This window comes from Novosphingobium sp. BL-S-32 (genome assembly GCF_056857055.1).
Genome location: NZ_CM166477.1, coordinates 555,001 through 574,642 on the forward strand (window position 1 = coordinate 555,001; position 19,642 = coordinate 574,642).

The following is a 19,642-nucleotide window of genomic DNA, read 5'->3' on the forward strand; positions in this document are numbered from 1 at the left end:
CGCAATTCGCACGCAGCGATCACGCGGCCTTCCTCAAGACTGGGCACCGGACCGTCGAAGGTGATTGCCCACACGCCATCAACCCGGCGGCGCATGACGAGCAGACGGGTTACGCCGGTTAGCGCGTGACGCCGCACGATCGCGATGTTCTGCTGGTCGTCGCTTTGCCAGAGGTCAACGGGTTTATCGTTTCCGAAAGCATGGCCAAAGGGCAGCGCGAGTGCAGCAATATCAAACATGCCCCAGCTGAGCGGCTTCACGTTTAATCTCCTAGCTGTCTGGTCGCGTTGACAAAATGGTTCAGCCATAACCTTGCGGCAGCGAGGTTGAGGAAGCTGAGGTAGGAAAGTGCGGTTTTCTCGAAACGAGTGGCGATGCGGCGCTGATGCTTGAGGAAACCGAACATGCGCTCGATTCGGTTGCGATCGCTGTAGCGGCGATAGTCGGGATGCTCTGGAGCCTTGCGGTTCGGGCGCGGCGGGATGACGGGCAGGATGCTGTTCAGCAGCAAGTCTTCGCGGAAACGGTCGCCATTGTATCCCTTGTCCGCGAGCAAGGCCTTGGGCTTTGGCACCGGCATTGCCATCAGTTCACCGCCGCTGCCGTGATCGGACGCTTCGCCACCGGTCAGGTTGCGGATTCCGGGGTTATCGCGCGCACTATTCCGAATTGATGGCGCGCAGGATTCCGAGGTGATCGCGCGCAGCGTTCCGAGAATTATCCGCGCAGCATTCCGAGATGATCGCGCGCAGTTTGGGATGACGTGAAGCCTGATCGTTGGGACCAATTCACTGGCTGAGCAGCCAGGAGGATTGGATGCCGACGAGGAGGGTAATGATGCGCCATGTGCGCGAGATACTGAGGCTGAGCCTGGATGCCAGGCTATCGACGCGAGCTGTAGCAGAGCATGTCCGGACGGGGGCGACCACGGTACGCGACACGCTCAGGCGGTTTGATCAATCCGGGTTATCCTGGCCATTGCCACCCGAGATTGGCGATGCGGATCTGGAGCAACGGCTCTACGGCGTACCCGGCGTCAAACCCGGGCGGCGTAAGCTCCCGGAGCCGGACTGGCCGGTGGTAGCGCGCGAACTGAAGCGCAAGCACGTGACACTGCAAGTGCTTTGGGAGGAGTACCAGGCCGAGCATCCGGACGGCTATCGATACTCGAGATTTTGCGATCTGTTCAGACGCTGGGAAGGCCGCCTGCCGCTGGTCATGCGCCAGAACCATGCCGGCGGCGAGAAGCTGTTCCTCGACTACGCTGGCGACACGGTGCCGGTCGTGGTGGACCGCAGGAGCGGGGAAGTCCGCGGTGCCCACATCTTCGTCGCCGTGATGGGCGGCTCGAGCCTGTCGTTTGCGCTGGCGACATGGACCGAGCAGTTTCCCGACTGGATCGCGGGCAACAATGCCGCCTTCGCCTTCTTCCGCGGCGTTCCCCAATTGCTGGTGCCCGACAATGCCAAGGTGGCGGTGATCAAGGCCTGTCACTTCGATCCTCAGGTGAACCGCAGTTACACCGACATGGCCCGGCATTACGGTACGGCGATCCTGCCGACGCGGCCGCGCAAGCCGCGGGACAAGGCCAAGGTCGAAGCCTGCGTCGGTATCGTCGAGCGCTGGTTGCTTGGCCGCTTGCGCAACCGGATCTTCTACAGCCTCGCCGAGGTCAACGCAGCGATCGCCGAATGCCTTGCCGATCTCAATGATCGGCGCGTGCTGCGCCAGTTCGGCAAGACGCGCCGCCAGCTGTTCGACGAAGTCGATGTTCCAAATCTCAAGCCGCTGCCGGCAGAGCCGTGGGTTCACGCCGAATGGCGACGCTGCCGCGTCGGGCTCGATTATCATATCGCGATCGAGCGGCATCATTACTCCGTCCCGCACCGCTTCGCGCGCCGCGAGGTCGAAGCCCGCTTCACTGCCAGCACGGTCGAAATCTTCGCAGGCGGAGAGCGTATCGCCGTGCACATGCGCGGCAGCGGGAATGGCCGGCACACCACCGTCCCCGAGCACATGCCCTCCAGCCATCGCCGCTACGGCGAATGGACGCCGGCGAAGATCCGCGAAGAGGCAAGCCGGATCGGGCCAATGCTGTCCTTGCTGGTGGAGAAGGTCATCGAGGCAAAGCCCCATCCGGAACAGGGCTACCGGTCCTGCCTGGGCATTATCGGGCTCGAGAGGCGCTTCGGTGCCCAGCGGCTTGAGGCCGCGGCGCTGCGCGCGCTGGAGATCCAGGCGCGCAATTACCCGTCGGTCAAATCGATCCTCGAGAAGGGGCTCGATCAGGTGCCCGTTCCCCAATCCCCCGAGCAAGAGCCGATCATCCACTCCAACATCCGCGGCTCAAGCTACTACAACTGAAGGAGCAAGAATGCTGAAGCATCCCACTCTGGACCTTCTGGGCCAACTCGGCCTCGCCGGCATGGCCAAGGCCTTCGCCGAGATGGAAAGCAACGATGACGCAGCCAGTCTCAGCCACGCAGAATGGCTGGCGCTGCTGCTCGACCATGAGGCCACCTACCGAAATGACAGACGCCTCGCTCTGCGCCTGCGACATGCCAAGCTGCGGCACCGCGCCGTGCCCGAGGATGTTGATTATCGAACGCGGCGCAGCCTTGACCGCCGGCTCTTCGAAACGCTGCTCGCCGGAGAATGGATCTCCAGGCACGAGAACTTGGCCATTATCGGCCCGACCGGCATCGGGAAAAGTTGGTTGGCCTGTGCGATCGGCCACAAGGCTTGCCGCGATAACCGTTCGGTTCTCTACACCCGGTTGCCGCGGCTGATCGACGAACTCACCCTGGCCAAGGGTGACGGCCGTATCGCTGCTCGCATGAAAAGCCTTGCCAGGGTGGAGCTACTGATCCTGGATGACTGGGGTCTTCAGCCGCTCGACGGCAACGCCCGGCACCATCTGCTCGAAATCCTCGAAGACCGCTACGGTCAGCGCTCCACGCTGGTCACCAGCCAGCTTCCCGTGGCCCGCTGGCATCAGACCATAAACGATCCGACCTACGCCGATGCCATCCTGGACCGCCTCGTCCACAACGCACACCGGCTCGAACTCGAGGGGGAATCCATGCGTCGACCTGCAGCCGCCGCCCCGGCTTGACCAAGCCGCCAACATAGGTGACATCCACAACCAACGATCAGGCGCTTCAACTGCGCGCGATCAGATCGGAACGCTGCGCGGCATCAAATCGGAATGCCTGCGCGCGATGGTCGGAATCCGCAGTCAGGTGGAAGCCGAGATGGAGGCCCTGATTGTCGCACCGGGCGTGGACCATGTTCCCCCGCTTATTCATACGGAGCACTTTCAGCTCGTGTGACTTCAACGCGCCGACAATTGCTTTCTTGCAATCTGACAAACTACATTTGCTGCATCTTCGGCAATGCTGTCAGGGATGATATCCATTGGTTTCTGCTGATAGATTGGAATGTTATCACTATCCATGGATGATCCATCTGCACGATAGATTGCCCACGACATTTGCGTCACCCGGCTATTGAGGCAATCATATTTCCATTTGAGGATACGATAGACTTCGCCTTTTAATGGCGGATTTTCGTAAATCCACTTCTCCCAGACATTTACATCCGCGAACGAAATCGCCCTGACAGACTGAGAATCGTAATAAAAATCGATTGTATCGCCTGTTTGACCCGTGCTTCCATAATAGACCCATCTGTCGCCTGATTGCTGAGCCTGAGCTGCCTGAGGCAGGAGTGCAGCGATCATCAATACGATGGATTTTGGCAGGTTCATTGGCGTGTATTCCACTCGATGCGATACAGGTTGGATGACTCTAAGGGCGGTCTACCTCTCCAGCCATCAAAGAAAGGTGAATTTCTGAATGCCTGCGGTCATATCTCGCGTTTAATCGCGAGAGATCGGCACCTTTTCGTCAGCCAAAGCGCCTAAGCGTTGGCATCACCTATCACTCATCATCCATTTCGCCATCTTCAACGAGGTACGTTTTGACACGCGACATCATATGGAAAAGGAATTCGGTCATAATGATAGCGTTCAAACTACTCTTTGCGGTGCTATAGGTGATGATACCGTGCAGGCTGGCATGGCGATTAGGGACTGGATCGGCCTCGAAGTCAGCAATATCGGCGGGGTCTTCTCCGACCTTCTCATATAGATGCGATTCCATCTTCTTGAAGAGATGGTAGCCATAATCATAGTGGGCCACTTCCCCTGCGGGTAGACTGCCAATATCTTTGCGGATCGTAGGAAGGCTTGTAATACCAACCATCTTGCCTTCGCTATTTCTAACCTTGCGCTTCCCGTCATAAAATTCGACGGCGGCTACTCGCTCAATCTCTGGAAACAGAGTTCGCGGCACAGTGCGGTATAGGCCTTGCTTATGGGCATCTATAGCCTCTTTAAAACACGCTTTCGCCTCGGCGTCGATATCATGTCCTGCGACAGATTCGAGAAAATCTGTTTCAACGATCGACCAATTTTCTTGATAGAAGTTTGTAATAATACCGTCCACTACTTCAGGCGACTGTCCTTCGTCTATAAGATGGAAAGGAGTACTTGAGTGGGGAAGCCATCCGCTGGCTTCGACCATTTTTGCTTTAGCAGTTTGTTCGGATAGTCGGGCAAAAAGTGGCTGGAGCGGTATTACAACCGATTTCAACGCTCGCGTGATGTTCGCGGTGTTCTCTGTCAACTGCTTGAGATGAGCGCTAACTGGTGACGGTGGCAGGAACAAGCGCGGAGCCGCTTGTATCGCTTTCAGTGCCTGAGGTTCGATGAAACTGATCGTGCGTCTGGCGGCTGCGATCTTCTCCATCAATTCGTTGTTGACAGTTGCGGAGCGTAGCTTGCTCATCGCCTCTCCGATTTCCACTGTCCGCGCCAGCTTACGAGCTTCTTCTGCTTTACGTACTGTTTCGCCGATTTCGACAGTACGGGCTAGCCGACCTGCATTTTCCAAGCTCTGAGCCAAAGTACGCCTCGTATTCTCGTCCATAATCCACCTCTCTGGATTACTCATATGCGCTAATCAGTTGGGCGGAAAGGCTACGGTGCGGTAATGGTGGTGATGAATTCCGTTACAGGATCGGGATGGCGGCCAGTAGGTCTGCTGTAGTCTCAAATATCGTCAGGGTGGTGATATCCCAGAACCTCAACAGACCATCAATATGGCCTTTGGGAAGAATGCGATCGGAAATCCCTCTCACGAGCATTATCTTTGATTGCTTGAGCGGCACCGTTAGCTGAAGGCGCATTTGGGCTATTGCTCGCCGAGCAATTAAACGCATATCTGGCCGATCAAATGGGAGGCTATATCGTGCGGGCTTGGGGGATTGCGTTGATTTGTGGGGGGTGCATTGCACTCGTTATCGCACTTAACATGGATACCAGCGTTGCGACTGGCGTTGGCAGTGTTCAGAATATCGGGCTGCTGGCAGACAGGCAGAATTACATTCTGATTTCAGGACTCGTCGTACTCATTGGCGCGCTGATGGCAATTTTTGGCGGCCCTAAGGCTAGCGTGCGAGAGGTCGCGCAGCCAGTCGGAGTGGCAGAAAGTCCGCCATGTGAACGCGATTTGAGCCTTGATGGCTATCGCCTTTGGCTCGCGTCAAAATATGAGATCGCTCGGAACGACGTCTTTGATCGGTTTGTAATGGGCGATCAGACGTTCGAGACCTTGGATTCTGCTCTTGCGGTCGCGCATGAAGACCAAGAGCGCCAATTGCGCGAACTTGCCGAGCGACAGGAGCAGAGGCGTAGGGAAGCTGAAAAGCAAGCGGCATTGTACGAAGAAGCACATATCCAAGAAAAGAAATTGATTAAGATATGCTTAGTTGTGCTATTTGTGGTATTTGCAGTTGGCACTCCTTTGGTGGTAAAGAAAGCGCAAGAGAGCGACAGGGCGGAGAAAGCCCACAATATTGCTGAAATGAAGAGGGCATCAGATGCGTTGTCAGTTTGGGGCTTGAAGTTTCCCAAAAGCTGGCGAGTGTCAGAAATTAGATCGGTTACAGAAGAGAGCCGCGAGATTTGGTGCGACAACAAAGCGGGCACCCTCGTCACAATGATGACCATCGATAACAATGATGCGGTTATCAAAATGTTCGATGAGCAGCTAGGGAGAGGGACTGACCCATTCTCGCTCGTGCCAGATGTCGGCAAGGACAAGAGCCGCGTCTATGCGAAGGAGGGCGGTAGGGAACTTCGCGTGTATGCCGCAAGTCCGACAGTTTGGATTTGCGCCATCTCAAAGCGTTAAAGCATAATCCGATCACTCTGGCTCATATCCGGCGGCAGTGAAATAGTTTGCGCATTCTTCTGGGGTGAAGCGCGGTAATGCCTCTCGAATTGCATCCCATAGCTCCGGAACGGTTCGAGCAGCGGCTTTTCGGAGGATGGCTTTGAGCTTCGAGAAGGCGTTTTCGATTGGATTGAAGTCGGGGCTGTATGGCGGCAGGAACAGCATACGCGCCCCGGCCGCTTCAATGGCTTCACGCGCTGCCATCGTCTTATGGGCCGGTAGATTGTCGAGGATGACGATGTCGCCGGGACGCAGCGTTGGCGCCAGCACCTGCTGGGCATAGGCAGCGAACCATTCCCCGGTCATGGGGCCGTCCAGGACCATAGGCGCTGTCATGCCCGTCAAGCGTAACGCGCCTGTGAATGTGGTGGTTTTCCAATGGCCGTGCGGGATTGGCGAGCGACACCGCATACCGCGCTTTGCCCGACCGCGCAGGCGCGCCATCTTCGTTGAGGCACCGGTTTCATCGATGAACACCAACCGTTCGGGATCGAGATCAGGCTGGGCCCTGAACCACGCACGCCGCCGCGCGAGAACGTCGGGCCGCTCCTGCTCGCTGGCGTGCGCCGTTTTTTTTGATCGTCATCGAGTGACGGTCGAGAAAGCGCCAGATGGTGCTCGGAGCAAATGCGGCTCCATGCTCTGATCGCAGCATCTCAGCCAGTTCGACCAGCGTGATGTCCGCCTGCTCCGCGATCGCACCGAGAATAACCTCGCGATGGGCTTCAATCCGCCGCGACCGCATGTCGCCGCCCTGACGCTTCGCGCGGGTCGATCCAGTTTCCCGCCATTCGCGAACCCAGCGGACCGCGCTCGCTGTCCCAACTCCAAAACGCTCAGCGGCCGCGCGCCGGGATAAGCCATTATCAACCGCCGCAATTACCCGCGAGCGTAGATCCTCTGAGATGGACTTCGTCATGCCAGGCTGGCCTCCTGGTCCAGCTGACATGTTGAATCAGATTTCCCGTAACATGGGAATCCCCAGCGATTCAGTCAGGTCGGATTATGCTCTAGCTTATCGCCCCAGCCTTCGTTCTTGATTCGTTCCGTCACTTTTTACATGGAACGAATCGACCCCCAGCAGCTTTCGGAGGCAATCCTCAATGCCCCTGCGTAGGCACGGGTTGGCATCACGATGCGTGATGAGCGGATGAAAGAGAAAGCCGCCAAAGAGCTTGCAAACTCCATCGTTGAACGCCTCTCTGACTATCCAGCCATTCCAGACCCTGACCAGCTGAAGCTGTTCCCGTGACGTGGGCCACAACCAGCGATGGCGGACGATAGGTGACTTCACGGATAAAGGTGCCAACGTCATTGCTGAGTGCATTTACTGCCGCCGCAAGGTGGTTCTGGATGCGATCCGGCTTCAGTGGTGGGTCAGATCACATTGTTGGAACGAAGCAATCGAAGTCGTTGCCACGCGTATGTACTGTGTGAAGTGCCGCCGCAGGCCAACGCGCTTGCGTCCCAGCCGTGAGTTTCCGAACCACATGCGTTTCTTCCCAAAAACTGACGATGTCTGGAAGCAGTTGACACGGCGGTTGAGAGGGTGATTGATCTGCTAGCTAACGGATTGGGGGGATTAGCAGATGCAATCGTTTTACAAAGCAAAGATCACGCTGAAGTCTGGCGGCCAGCCCATTGAGGTCAGCGTCCCTGCCAACGATCAGACACAGGCAAAGAGGATTATTGAGCAACAATATGGCCCTATTAGGCTCTGGAACTCCCCTCCGCTGCGGATGCGTTGACTGTTGGGGGGAATTCCATGAAGCGTAGCATAGTAATTGCCAGCACCTTGCTTTTGATAGCGTGCGGCAAGCCAAATGCCTCTGGCATCTACGTCGCGAAGTTAGATAATGAAGTGGCATTGGTCCAGCTTGTTCAAGCTGACGATGGCAAACTTACTGGACGGGTGGAGGTGTCGACCATTGGCAGTAACGGCACAATCTCTCGGAAAGAGGCGATGCTAGAGGGCGCTGCATCTGGTCACGAATTGATGCTCAAGCCAGCCAGCGTTTGGTTTGGAGGCATTCGGGCCAGCGGCTCATTCTCTGCCAGTGAGCTTACGCTTGCCACTAATGGTAAGACTTTGACCGCTGGAAAATCATCGCTTGATGCCTACCAGCTAGCGGTCAGCAAGTTGGAAACGTCAGCCCACGACCAGCAGCAGAAAGTTGCAAAAGCGAATGCGGCAAGTGACATCGCCGAAAAACACGGTTCGGTCCGATCTCTGTCCACAGAGCTGCATCAATATGCCACACAGCTCACAGAGGCGGTGGCGCGCAGTCCGAATTTCGGCGAAAGCGCCAGTGCGAACACCGCGCGAGTGAAGCAATTGGTTACCAAGGCGAATGGTCAGTCTGATCTCGCGCGCAACCAGATAGCCGTTGCTGCCAATCAGATCGAAGTGGACACCAACCAAATTGAGGTCGCCCGATCTCAGTATGCCATCGGTTTGAATGCCATCGTTGATAAGGCGACGCAGGCAGCATTGGCCCTTGCTCGCATTTGCGGAAGCAATCGGCCAGAGGTACTGAATGGTGACTGCAAAGGCGCGGAGAGCGCGCTGATGGCTTTCAAGCACTCTTTCACAGCCGCGTCCACCACCTTTGGAAAGCATAAGACTCAGGTGCAGCGGGAAATGGATCGTCAAAGCGGCTTGGCGGCCAAAATCGACGGGTAACCCGCAAATATCCTCGATTTTCGGTGTATGCGACGCAGGCACCCGAGAAATCGATCGGCGAGCGGGCCTTGGTCCTCATCCGTACGCCTCTCGAGCAGGCCGACCGTCTGTTGCTCGAACAACGCCCGCGCCAAGCGGTTCAATTAATACTCTGGCTTCTGGAAACGGTCTCGACTGCCTTCAATGGGATCGAGAGTGGCAGCAGTTCTGTCGAGGGCAGGTACTTTAACGAGATCGTCCGCAATCTGCGCGCCAATCGCGGGAAGGCGCGCGCGGACTCTGGATTGGATGACAAGATGTATGGCTTTCTCTCCTCGCCAAGCGGCCGCGGTTGCGGTGTCCGCTACGGGATTCAGCTTGCCGACGACTGACTGGCCCCTAGATTTCTGGACGCCTTGTATCGGGATTTTGAGGACAGGAGACGATGATGGGGAAGCCTAATTTCAGCGATGAGTTCAAGCGCGATGCGATGGCCCAGATCACCGAGCGTGGGTATCCGGTAGCGGAGGTATCCGAGCGGCTCGGCGTCAGTCAGCATTCGCTGTATGCCTGGAAGCGGCAACTGGCTAAGGGGGTGCCTGGCGATGCCAGTAAGGATGCCGAGATCCGCCAGCTGAAGCGCGAGCTGGCCCGGGTGACCGAGGAGCGCGACATCCTAAAAAAAGCCACCGCGTATTTCGCCAGGGATGCAAAGTGAGATACGCATTTGTCGCTGAGCATCGTGATCAGTTCCGGGTTCGGTCGATGTGTCGGTACCTGCGCATCCAGCCCAGCGGTTTCTATGCTTGGCAGAAGAGCCCACTGAGCACGCGGGCCCAGGAAGATGCTCGGCAGACAGAGTTGATCCGGCAAGCCTGGAACGACAGCGGTAAGGTCTATGGCTACCGCAAGCTGCACGACGACCTGCTGGATCAGGGCGAGACCTGCTGCCCGAACCGCGTTGCCCGGTTGACCAGGCTGGCGGGTATCAAGGCGCAGGTCGGCTACAAGCGCCGACCGGGGAGCTATGGCGGCAAGCCGTCCCTGGCGGTCGACAACACTCTGGATCGCAAGTTCGACGTGGCCGCACCCGACAAGGCCTGGGTGACAGACATCACCTACATCCGAACCCTGGAGGGCTTTGCATATCTGGCCGTCGTGATTGTCAGGCGAACTGAGAAACTGACCCCCCGTGTTGCCTCACCGAAGATTGTTACCGAGCTTAGCGACTGCGAGATGCGCCATATCACCACCCGCCGCGGCGGGTGGTGATATGGCGAGGCTCTTCATCCAGTCCCCGCCAAGGATGATCTGTCCGGTTATTTCTGCACGCCATACCTTCACGGCCTTTTGCACCGTCCTCGCGCTTTTCTGCGTGAAGCGCGATGGATCGGCGTTCATGAGCCGCAACAACACCGTCGCAGCTGAGATCGCCGGATCAGCCTCGAGCCAAGAGCGGATTTGCGCCTCGAACGGATCGAGCATGTGCGGTCTTTTCGGGTAGGGCTTGGTCCGCCGGTAGGGGCGTCGATGTGTCGCGCGCTTCTCGCCTGCCTGCCAGGCGATTTCCAGATTTGCGGCGAAGCGCTGCAGGTCGATCACGGCCGGCTCCTCAAGCTTGGCATTCAGCCCTCTGCGATCGACGCGCTTCCCCAGATCGTCCTGGGCCGCCCGGATTGCGGCGAACAACATCACGGGATCCTCTGCATCGAGCACTCGACCCAGTCGCTCCTTGTCGGCCATGGCGACATTAGGATGCGCCAGCACGCGCGCGGCCGGCGGAACCGGCGGATGATAGCGCTTGATGACGCGCGCGCCGATCCGGGTCTTCTCCCGCAGCTTGAACGAGGGCTGGAACAGATTGCCGTGTAACCGCACCACATCGTAAAGGCGCGCCAACGACGCCGTTGCCTCCGGGCCCACGAACCTGCCATAGCCCACCAGGCGCCGCACGATGGCGCCGTTCTTCTGCTCGACCCATGCCTGGTCGTTCTTGCGGTATGCCCGGGACCGCGTCACTTCCAGGCCCTGACTGCGGCACCAGCATACCACCAGCTCGTTCATGAACGCGCTGTCGTTGTCGAAGTCGACACCCAGGAGCGGGAACGGAAAGAGCTGCTGCGCTTGCCGGATCGCCCCAACCACGAGGCTGCTGTCGCGACTGCGGACCGGCACGCATTCGGTCCAGCCCGTCGCGATGTCGGTCAACACCATCGTTTGCACGAAGCTGCCGGATGACGAGGTGCCGGAATGGGCCACAAAGTCGACCTCGACAAAACCCGGCAGAGGATCGTCCCAGTCCCCAAAGGTGCGGATCGGGACCGAACGGCGCACCGCGGAACTCATACCGGCTCGGCGGCGCTGTCCGCCGCGCGCTACCACACGCACCTCCGACAGTAGCCGGTCCATCGTCGCGGCGCTGACCGTGAGCAACTTGTCGCGTAGCTCGGCGCCGACGTCGAGCCGGCCATGCCGCTCGAGCGCTGGTAGCAGGACCGGGATTAGCGGCTTCAGGCGCTTCGAGCAGAGGCGATCGGACGCCTCCCACAGCACCACCAGCGCCTGCCGGACGTCGGCACCGTAGCGGATCGCCTGTCGGCGATCGCGAGGCGGCTTCGTCTCCCGGCGACCCAGCACTCGGATCGCGTGCTTGCGATGATAACCGGTAACCGCGACGAACTCGTCCAGGATCTGCCGTTTGTTCGACCGGGAACATGACCGATACCGTTCGATGATCGCTCCAACCAACTCCGATCGTGTCGCCATGCTGATCCGCCCGACCATCCGACTTCCCCGAATCCGGACGATAGAACAGTCTCCATCTCCGTCGGGACGACGATCCTACCGGTAACATTCTGCTCAAGGCAATGCGGGGGTCAAATCTGCGGTTCGCTTGACAGTGATTGATCTCTATTCCCGCCGCGTGGTGGGTTGGTCGATGCAGAGCAGGCAGACCACCGATGCGGTGCTGCAGGCGCTGCACATGGCGGTATGGCGGCGCAAGCCGAAGCAACGGGTGCTGATCCACTCGGATCAGGGCTCGCAGTTCACCAGCATGGACTGGGCGGCATTCATCCGGGCTCACAATCTTGAGCATTCGATGAGCCGGCGCGGCAACTGCCATGACAACGCCGTCGCCGAGAGCTTCTTCTCCTCGCTCAAGCGTGAGCGCATTCGGAGCCGCACCTACAAAACACGCGATGAAGCCCGGCAGGATGTGTTCGATTACATCGAGATGTTCTACAACCCGGTGCGCAAGCAGGTCAGGAACGGGATGCTGTCACCCAACCAGTTCGAACGGCAGCAGATTCTGAAAGCAGAAGGCGTCTAGAAAACTAGGGGCTACTCATGCCGCTCCCGAAAATATCGTCACCTAACCCAACGCATCACCCTCGCATCAGTGGAGGCACTACAGCCTGCACCAGTGCTTACCTCCAGGGTCTGCGTTCAGCCTGCAAGGCGGCCGTCAGCGGAGGCGTACGGAACTCCTCGGGATGAGGTCGCCCAAAAGCCGCGATCGGACCGGCAAGTGGATCGTCCGTATGCTGGGTCAGCGCGCCGCCTGTCTCAACGAGATCAACTGAAGCTGCGCACAGCTGAAGGTCCGTATCCCGTAAGGCGAACGCAACGTGCGACCGAACGAAGGCGTTCGTGCCAGCATTTCCAAAGGGGCAATTACCGTCAATTTGCAACCACCGTCTTTCGCAGGCATGATCGCGCCGATTTTGACAATCATATAGGCGTTCGGTGGGGCGGAATAGAGGGCGCCGAATTGTTTCGGCACCCCCTTTTGTTACGAAAATTTGTAGATAGTTAACAAAGTTTGCATGGATTGGTGGTAGTATTATCGTGAATAGTTCCTGTGCCTTGGTTGCGAGATATGGTTGAGTAATTTGTAGAAGCTGAAAGAATTACGTACATATATTCATCAGACTCTACATGTATATCGGTCTTAGCTGGTACAGAAATAGTTTGGGATGTCTGGCCCGGTGTAAATGTGAGCGTGCCTGAAACCGGAGTAAAATCGGCTGTCGTCTGGGCGGTGCCAGGCGCCGTGGTGTAATTTACGCTGGTAGGGGACGAGGACACAGCTGAAAGGGTAACGGTAAAGACGAGGTTACTCCCTTCGTACGCGGCCGCATCGCTGATTGAAATGGATGGTCCTATCGGTACGTCATTATCGTTGATGGTGCCGGTTGCCGTCGCCGTCGAAATAACAGCGTTGCTTTCGTTCCGAGACGGGTTCGAAAGCGTTACTGCCATCGTTTCCGCGGCCTCGATCGCAGTATCGTCGATCGTCCCCACATTGATCGTAGCGCTGGTTTGGTTTGCTGCAAAGCTGACCGTTCCTGAGGCTGCGTAATAGTCGCTGCCGGCCACTGCGGTGCCATCGGATGTTGCAAAGCTTGCACTGACCGCAGTAGCGGTGTTGCCCGTGCGATTGACAGTGAATGCGAGAGTTCCGCCCTCGGTCACCGACGCGCTGGCGATAGCGAGGTACGCAGGTGCCGCGTCGTTGTCATTAATCGTGCCTGTACCCGTGCCGCTGAGAATAGTTGCCCCTGCTGACGGATTGGATAGCACCACGGACATCGATTCCGTAGACTCGGGAGTGCCGTCGTCAATAGTGCTAACGCTGATCGTGGCAGAGGTCTGATTTGCAGCAAAGCTGACAGTTCCGGATGCCGCAGTGTAGTCGCTTCCGGTGCTCGCAGATCCATCTACTGTTGAATAGCTGGCGGATACGGCCTTTGACGTGTCGCCGGAGCGCGTTACGGTAAAGGTCAATACGCCGCCTTCGGTGGTGGAGGCATTACCGATTGTGAGGCCGGCATCATTATCAAGGATCGTGCCTGTCGCGGTCGCATTTCCAATTGTTGCATAGCCCACTGGAGACGAGATCGTCAGCGTCATCGTCTCCGTGGGTTCGACCGCCGTATCGTCATTTGTCGCAATGCTAATCGCGCCGATGGTCTGACCGGGAGCGATCATGAACGTTCCAGATGCTGCCGCAAAATCGCTGCCCGCCGTCGCCGTGCCGTTTGCGGTCGCATAGCTGACCGAGACCGGGCCGGAAGACGTAGCATTGAGTGTGACAGGGAAGGACAGAACACCGCCTTCGGTGGCGCTGGCGTTGCCTATGGAAACGACGACCGCCGGGGAAGGCTGCGTGACGGTATAGTTGGTGCGATTTCCGGCCGCATCGTACGAGATGGACTTCGTCTCACCGCTGGTCGGGCCTCCCGATTTAGTGGTCGCAATTAAGCGCCCCATCGCGTCGTAACTATACCCTGTCGTATCCTGGGCTTCGGCGGGATTGATATAAAATGCGGACATAGCCAGCGCGATGCCGACGGCGCTCCTTGAAACCACGAACTGCCCCCTCTTTAATATGGATAAAGTCTGATATTTGTTAATTAATACAAGCAGATAACCGTTCACGATGGCACAACGCGCTTAGGCCACCCTGTCTCGCCGATGCACGGTTTGATGTGCAGCTCCCAATTTGCGGAGAGACGACTGCAAGCCCAAACCTTCCCAATCGCATCGTGAGTACAAGTTTTCGCGCTAGTCGTGTTACCAAAAGAACGGAATTAAAATTTTGAAATCGGAAAATATGACACTTTGTTTGCAAAAATATTGCGTCATATCAATAATTTTTCTTAGATATGCCGATTTCGATCCATCCTGATTGCGATATATATCGATAACACTCTGAAAAATGCCGAAATTATGTCAACTTTTACCTCTTTTGTTGTTTTGGATGTGAAGTTTATCCACAAATAATGGCAGCCCGCCACCAACAAGTCTGTTGGCTCGATGCCTTCGATCGAGCAATTGCCCGCGTTCCGCCTCCATCGTGAGGCGGTGATGTGCCAGCTTGTATTGGGGGAAGTTCGTGCAGTCTTTTCGTGCGTCGACAAATCGTATTGGGCAGATCTCTGGTAAAAGAGCCGTGCTCTTGGTCTCGACCGTACTTGCCACGACTTGGGCACTTCCCGCGTTTGCCCAGGCTGACAGCGCCTCCGCGCCGCCCGCTCGATATGCCGTAGACGAAAACAACGTCGATCTCACTACCGGCAAGCAATGGTTTCTTGATAAAGATATTTCGATCGGAAGCGGCCAAGGTGAATTGGCGCTCTATATGGCGCACGGTTACGGTGCCAGTGGCACCTCCTTCGATCTTGGCGTCTTTGGTGGCGTACAGGGAAGCACTACGTATTCGGCAACTGTGTTTGGTGAACACGGGATAATCTCGAAGACGTTTTCCAAATCGGGGGCGACTTTCACGTCTCTTCAAGCGGACGGATCCACACTCGTGCAAAGTGGATTGAACTACGTCCTGACGCTATCCGACGGGTCTGCTTACACTTACACTGGTGGTTCCTTCACTAACGATTACCGAACTGCGCGTATCAGTAGCATTGTGCATCCTGACGGAAGCCGGATCGACATGGCCTATGTTACCGACTCTTGGTGCTCCAATCTTCAGGATAGCTGCACAGGCGGCTCCACGATCAATGCTATCCGACTTCAATCGGTGACATCATCGTATGGATATCAGCTTCATTATAATTACGGACGAGACGATACACCTCTGACACCAACCCAAGGTACAAGCTGGCAGCGTCTGTATGGCGTTACGGCTATCAATCTAGCAGTCGATTACTGCGCTCCAACGGCTGGCACATGCAGCTTTTCGCAGGCGTGGCCTACAGAGACCATCTCGACCGCAACGGGGCAGTATACGGACGCGCTTGGGCGTACCAAAACCTATTCGTCCGGCAGCGACGCCAATGGCCTGTATATTCAATACAAGCGTCCGGGGGCGGCCAGCGCGAGGGAAATCGTGCATGTTGACTCAGCTTTCCGTGTGACGTCGATCACCCGTGAAGATCTCACCTGGCGATATGCATTTTCGCTCTCGGGAACCACGATGACTTCGGTTCGAACGAATCCCGATGGGACCACGCGAACGGTCGTGTCGGATACCAATGTCGGCCTTCCCGTCTCCATGACGGATGAAAAGGGTAGCGTCACCCATTACATCTACGACAGTAGCGGGCGAATGACCTATTTCGTTGCTGCTGAAGGCACGTTAGTCGGTACTACACCGACAGCTGGTTACACTCGTTATGATTATGATTCTCGTGGTAACAGGACGACCACGACCGTCGTCCCTAAGGCAGGATCGAGTCTTCCCAACATCGTAACAACTGCCGGATATGCTGCGACATGCTCCAACCATGTGACTTGCAATGAGCCAACATGGACCAAAGACGCCCTTGGTAATCAGACCGATTATGCTTGGGACGCAACGCATGGGGGGCTCACTTCAATAACCTCGCCGGCCGATGCGTCGGGCGTCAGAAAGCAAATCAGCTACGGCTATACCGCAATGCAGGCGCGTTATAAGGATGGCTCGGGTTCAATTGTGCCATCCGGAGTAACGCAATATCTCCAAACCGGTACGTACATGTGTCTCACAGCCACGTCCACAAATCCGTCCAGTTGCTCGGGGACAGCTTCTGAATTGAGAACGGCTACCACCTATGGCCCCCAGGCTGCGGGTGTAGCCAACAACCTTCTACCTGTTACCACAACTGAATCTGCAGGCGATAACTCGATTAGTGCGACTACGGCTGTGACTTACGACGGCGTAGGTAACGTCACCTCAGTAGATGGCCCTCTAGCTGGCAGCGACGACAAGACTGTCTATCGTTACGATGCTGGTCGGCAATTGATAGGGATTGTTGGACCCGATCCGGACGGGACGGGTAGCCGTACGCCCGTCGCCAAAAGGCTTGCCTACAACGCCGATGGCCAAGTGACGGTTTCTGAAGTAGGGACTGTCGCGGATCAGTCCGACACGGGATGGGCAAACTTCAATTCTCAGCAACAGGTCGTATCAGTCTACGATCTAAACGCTCGCTTGGTGCAGTCGCAGGTGACAGCCGGCGGTACGGCTTATTCGCTGAGCCAGCAAAGCTATGACGGGATGGGTCGCGTAAACTGTTCGGTCGTGCGCATGGACCCGTCTCAGTGGCCAGGTCAGGTCGTTCCAGCGGACCTATCGCAGTGGACGAGCCAAAGTGCGTGCTCTCCGCAAACGACGGGAATTTATGGGCCGGACCGCGTATCGAAATATGCTTACGACGAACTCGGCCGCGCCGCTCGGGTAGACAGTGCTTATGGCACGACGTCCGCAAATTACGCACAAACCCACTATTCCGTTGACGGCAAAGTGGATTACGTCGTTGATGCCAATCTCAATCGTACGACGTACGAATACGACGGCTTCGATCGATTGGTGAAAACGCGCTACCCTGTGGCATCCAAAGGCAGCAACCAGAGTTCGGACACGGATTACGAACAATTTTCCTATGGCGACAATGTTCATGTAACCCAAACGCGACTTCGTGATGGCGGGACTATTACGTCGGGCTATGATAATCTCGGACGTGTAACGAGCCTGTCCGGAAGCTCCATCAGATCGCGTACGTCGACTTATAATTTGGCAGGCATGCCGCTCGTGGTAATTTTCTCTGATAATGGCCAGAGTGTTACGAACACATATGATGCACTGGGCAATCTAAAGTCTCAAACGTCCGCGCAGGGTACGGTGGGCTATCTCTATGACCTGGCGTCTCGCCGAACGCAGATTAACTGGCCAGACGGACAGCTTTATGTGAACTACGACTATGACGTAGCTGGGAATATCACGTCGATTCGCGAGAATGGGGCGACGTCCGGGATAGGGGTGTTGGCGCGCTATAGCTATGATAACCTCGGTCGGCGTACTGGGGTGACCAATGGTAATGGCACTACGCATGCGTACGCATATGATTCGATGAGCCGCTTGACCGGCTTGCAGATTGATCAAGCGGGTACCGCAAACGATCTGGTGATTGGTGCTGTCGCCGGCGTTGGCGCGGCGATTAGCTATAACCCCGCTTCACAGATCACTGGAATTCCGCGCAATAATAGTGCCTACGCGTGGACGGAGCGTTACAATGCCAATCGAAACTATGTCGCGAATGGGCTGAATCAATACACGGAATCCGGCACTACCCCACTCGGATATGATCCGCGCGGCAACCTCACAAACTCTGGCAGCACGACATATTCGTACAATGGATTGAACCAGATGACATCGGTCGGCGGTGATCTGGCTGCAACGCTGACCTATGATCCCGCAGATCGCCTTTATCAATTGGATTCGGGCGGCGTGACCACCCGCTTCCTCTACGATGGAATCAACATGATTGGCGAGTATGATGGATCCAATTTGTTGCTGCGGCGCTATATACCGGGCCCTGAACAGGACGAGCCCGTCGTGTGGTACGAGGGGGCAGGCTTCTCCGATCGGCGTTGGCTGCAGTCTGACGAGCGTGGATCCATTGTCGCGGTGAGTGATGCCTCGGGAGCGGCAATCAAAATTAATGCGTATGACGAGTATGGCATTCCGCAATCGGGCAATCTCGGTCGTTTCCAATACACCGGACAAGTATGGCTCGGGGAGATCGGATTATTCTATTACAAGTCTCGGATGTATTCGCCTACCCTTGGGCGGTTCATGCAGACTGATCCGAGTGGATATGGGGATGGCTTGAATTGGTACAGCTTCGCTGGCGCGGATCCTGTGAATAGATCTGATCCATCAGGCATGACGTCCGGAACTATTGATAAACCTAGAATGTGCACGGGCACACTAATATGTCAGAAGGATGGTGATACCGGTGCGGGTTCGATCGTTCACACGACTTTCGGGCCAAGCAATACTTCACCTATCGGGAGCTCGCACGGCGGCCAGGTTGGAGTCTGGATAGCCGTTGACACCCCTTTCACTGAGGGCAGCCCGATTATGGCTGAACTGAAGTGGGTACCCCTTGCAATGTTTTGGGGGCCGATTACGGATATATCGACGGCGAATAACGAGCGCCTTGTTGGCTCGGTTGATACAGGATGTAACAAACTAGATTCTCTCGCGTATGGATTAGATTTCGCTTCAGCGGCAGGAACAGGGACCCAGTTGTTGAGCGGTTTGGGTGCTCTTGGATCTGCTGGAACCGGGGATGAGCCAGGAGCTCTGTTTTTGGGTGCGCTTTCTGCGGGGGCTTCTACTTTCTCCACAATGGCTTCGGGCGCTAGTGGAACTGTTAAGTTGTTCAATAAAGATTACTCCGGTGCGGCGCTCACTTATGGTACCGCGGCATTGTCTGCGAGCGGAGGGCGCGCGGTGATGAGTATCGGGAAAGCATTGGATGTTGCAGTAAACGCAGAAAAAGCAAATCTTTCGGCTTCAACATTAGCGGCCATTGGAGGAGGTGTTCCTGCAATGGGTTGCGCAGCTAGGTAATCATTATGGATGACAACATCACATCCTTGGCCCTCGCTGTCGCCGTGTCATCGTTGTTCAATATGGTGGTTTGGTTCTTTCCGGACCAATACTTTTCCATGAGATCTATCGGCTTGAAGTTGAATTCTCAACGAAGTCAAGATCTGTTTGGCGATTTTGTAAAGAGGCATCGCGAAATTAATTCCGCAAAAAAAATGGCGTCTGTTTGTTCTGTGATTTCAATTCTATGCATAGTCATGCAGTTATTGTTTAGATTTCAACAATCTACAGCGATTGCGCTGGGAATATTTTCGTTCATTGTGCCATGTTGCTGGAATTTTC

At 56.3% G+C, this 19,642-nt stretch carries 15 protein-coding genes and 2 pseudogenes (1 of these 17 cut by a window edge); 9 read left to right on the forward strand and 8 right to left on the reverse strand.

Annotation, left to right across the window (positions count from 1 at the left end; all coding sequences use genetic code 11):
• Together AC1VVK_RS19205 and AC1VVK_RS19210 are read right to left on the reverse strand one after the other, a co-directional pair.
• On the reverse strand, positions 1-260 hold the start of the coding sequence (locus tag AC1VVK_RS19205; RefSeq protein ID WP_482906369.1) for a hypothetical protein. Its footprint begins 475 nt before the window's first position; only the first 260 of its 735 coding nucleotides appear in the window; its start codon is at positions 258-260; its stop codon lies off the left edge, out of view.
• A gap of 2 nt (positions 261-262) precedes the next feature.
• Positions 263-787: a transposase gene (locus tag AC1VVK_RS19210; RefSeq protein ID WP_482906370.1), complete on the reverse strand. Its 525-nt coding sequence runs from the start codon at positions 785-787 to the stop codon at positions 263-265.
• Positions 788-837: 50 nt separating this feature from the next.
• Here AC1VVK_RS19210 and istA point away from each other — a divergent pair, with 50 nt between their 5' ends.
• Positions 838-2,364, forward strand: coding sequence for an IS21 family transposase (gene istA / locus AC1VVK_RS19215; RefSeq protein ID WP_482906742.1), 1,527 nt, complete (start codon positions 838-840; stop codon positions 2,362-2,364).
• Positions 2,365-2,374: 10 nt separating this feature from the next.
• Positions 2,375-3,115 (forward strand): IS21-like element helper ATPase IstB, encoded by a 741-nt coding sequence (gene istB / locus AC1VVK_RS19220; RefSeq protein WP_482906371.1) that lies wholly within the window; start codon positions 2,375-2,377, stop codon positions 3,113-3,115.
• A 46-nt stretch (positions 3,116-3,161) separates the two neighbouring features.
• Here the strand turns inward: istB and AC1VVK_RS19225 are convergent, their stop codons facing one another.
• The 3 genes from AC1VVK_RS19225 to AC1VVK_RS19235 form a co-directional block, all read right to left on the reverse strand.
• Positions 3,162-3,290 (reverse strand): hypothetical protein, encoded by a 129-nt coding sequence (locus AC1VVK_RS19225; RefSeq protein WP_482906372.1) that lies wholly within the window; start codon positions 3,288-3,290, stop codon positions 3,162-3,164.
• Between the two features lie 44 nt (positions 3,291-3,334).
• Positions 3,335-3,769, reverse strand: coding sequence for a surface-adhesin E family protein (locus AC1VVK_RS19230; protein ID WP_482906373.1), 435 nt, complete (start codon positions 3,767-3,769; stop codon positions 3,335-3,337).
• A gap of 172 nt (positions 3,770-3,941) precedes the next feature.
• Positions 3,942-4,991, reverse strand: coding sequence for a hypothetical protein (locus AC1VVK_RS19235; RefSeq protein ID WP_482906374.1), 1,050 nt, complete (start codon positions 4,989-4,991; stop codon positions 3,942-3,944).
• Positions 4,992-5,258: 267 nt separating this feature from the next.
• Between AC1VVK_RS19235 and AC1VVK_RS19240 the strand changes: the two genes are divergently transcribed.
• Entirely contained in the window at positions 5,259-6,257 is a 999-nt protein-coding gene (locus AC1VVK_RS19240) for a hypothetical protein (protein WP_482906375.1), read from the forward strand.
• A 12-nt stretch (positions 6,258-6,269) separates the two neighbouring features.
• Here the strand turns inward: AC1VVK_RS19240 and AC1VVK_RS19245 are convergent.
• Positions 6,270-7,218 (reverse strand): IS630 family transposase gene (locus AC1VVK_RS19245; protein ID WP_482906376.1). Its coding sequence is split into 2 segments (ribosomal slippage): positions 6,270-6,879 and positions 6,878-7,218, totalling 951 coding nucleotides; the frame shifts between segments, so codons are not numbered across the junction.
• A 216-nt stretch (positions 7,219-7,434) separates the two neighbouring features.
• Between AC1VVK_RS19245 and AC1VVK_RS19250 the strand changes: the two genes are divergently transcribed.
• The 4 genes and pseudogenes from AC1VVK_RS19250 to AC1VVK_RS19265 form a co-directional block, all read left to right on the forward strand.
• Positions 7,435-7,551, forward strand: a complete 117-nt coding sequence (locus AC1VVK_RS19250; protein WP_482906377.1) for a DUF6771 family protein — start codon at positions 7,435-7,437, stop codon at positions 7,549-7,551.
• A 513-nt stretch (positions 7,552-8,064) separates the two neighbouring features.
• A complete protein-coding gene (locus AC1VVK_RS19255; protein WP_482906378.1) occupies positions 8,065-8,982 on the forward strand; it encodes a hypothetical protein in 918 nt (305 codons plus the stop codon).
• Between the two features lie 23 nt (positions 8,983-9,005).
• Positions 9,006-9,353: a hypothetical protein gene (locus tag AC1VVK_RS19260; RefSeq protein ID WP_482906379.1), complete on the forward strand. Its 348-nt coding sequence runs from the start codon at positions 9,006-9,008 to the stop codon at positions 9,351-9,353.
• Between the two features lie 56 nt (positions 9,354-9,409).
• Positions 9,410-10,125, forward strand: a pseudogene (locus AC1VVK_RS19265) (IS3 family transposase); the annotation flags it as partial.
• Positions 10,126-10,161: 36 nt separating this feature from the next.
• Here the strand turns inward: AC1VVK_RS19265 and AC1VVK_RS19270 are convergent.
• Positions 10,162-11,745 carry an integrase catalytic domain-containing protein gene (locus AC1VVK_RS19270; protein WP_482906380.1) on the reverse strand — a complete coding sequence of 528 codons (1,584 nt, stop codon included), beginning with the start codon at positions 11,743-11,745 and terminating at the stop codon, positions 10,162-10,164.
• A gap of 115 nt (positions 11,746-11,860) precedes the next feature.
• Here AC1VVK_RS19270 and AC1VVK_RS19275 point away from each other — a divergent pair.
• Positions 11,861-12,292 (forward strand): annotated as a pseudogene (locus AC1VVK_RS19275) (IS3 family transposase); the annotation flags it as partial.
• 482 nt (positions 12,293-12,774) lie between these two features.
• On the opposite strand, the gene AC1VVK_RS19280 reads toward AC1VVK_RS19275, so the two are convergent.
• A complete protein-coding gene (locus tag AC1VVK_RS19280; protein ID WP_482906381.1) occupies positions 12,775-14,403 on the reverse strand; it encodes a Calx-beta domain-containing protein in 1,629 nt (542 codons plus the stop codon).
• Between the two features lie 520 nt (positions 14,404-14,923).
• Between AC1VVK_RS19280 and AC1VVK_RS19285 the strand changes: the two genes are divergently transcribed.
• On the forward strand, positions 14,924-19,321 hold the full coding sequence (locus tag AC1VVK_RS19285) for an RHS repeat domain-containing protein (protein ID WP_482906382.1): 4,398 nt from the start codon (positions 14,924-14,926) through the stop codon (positions 19,319-19,321).
• Positions 19,322-19,642: the final 321 nt, after the last annotated feature.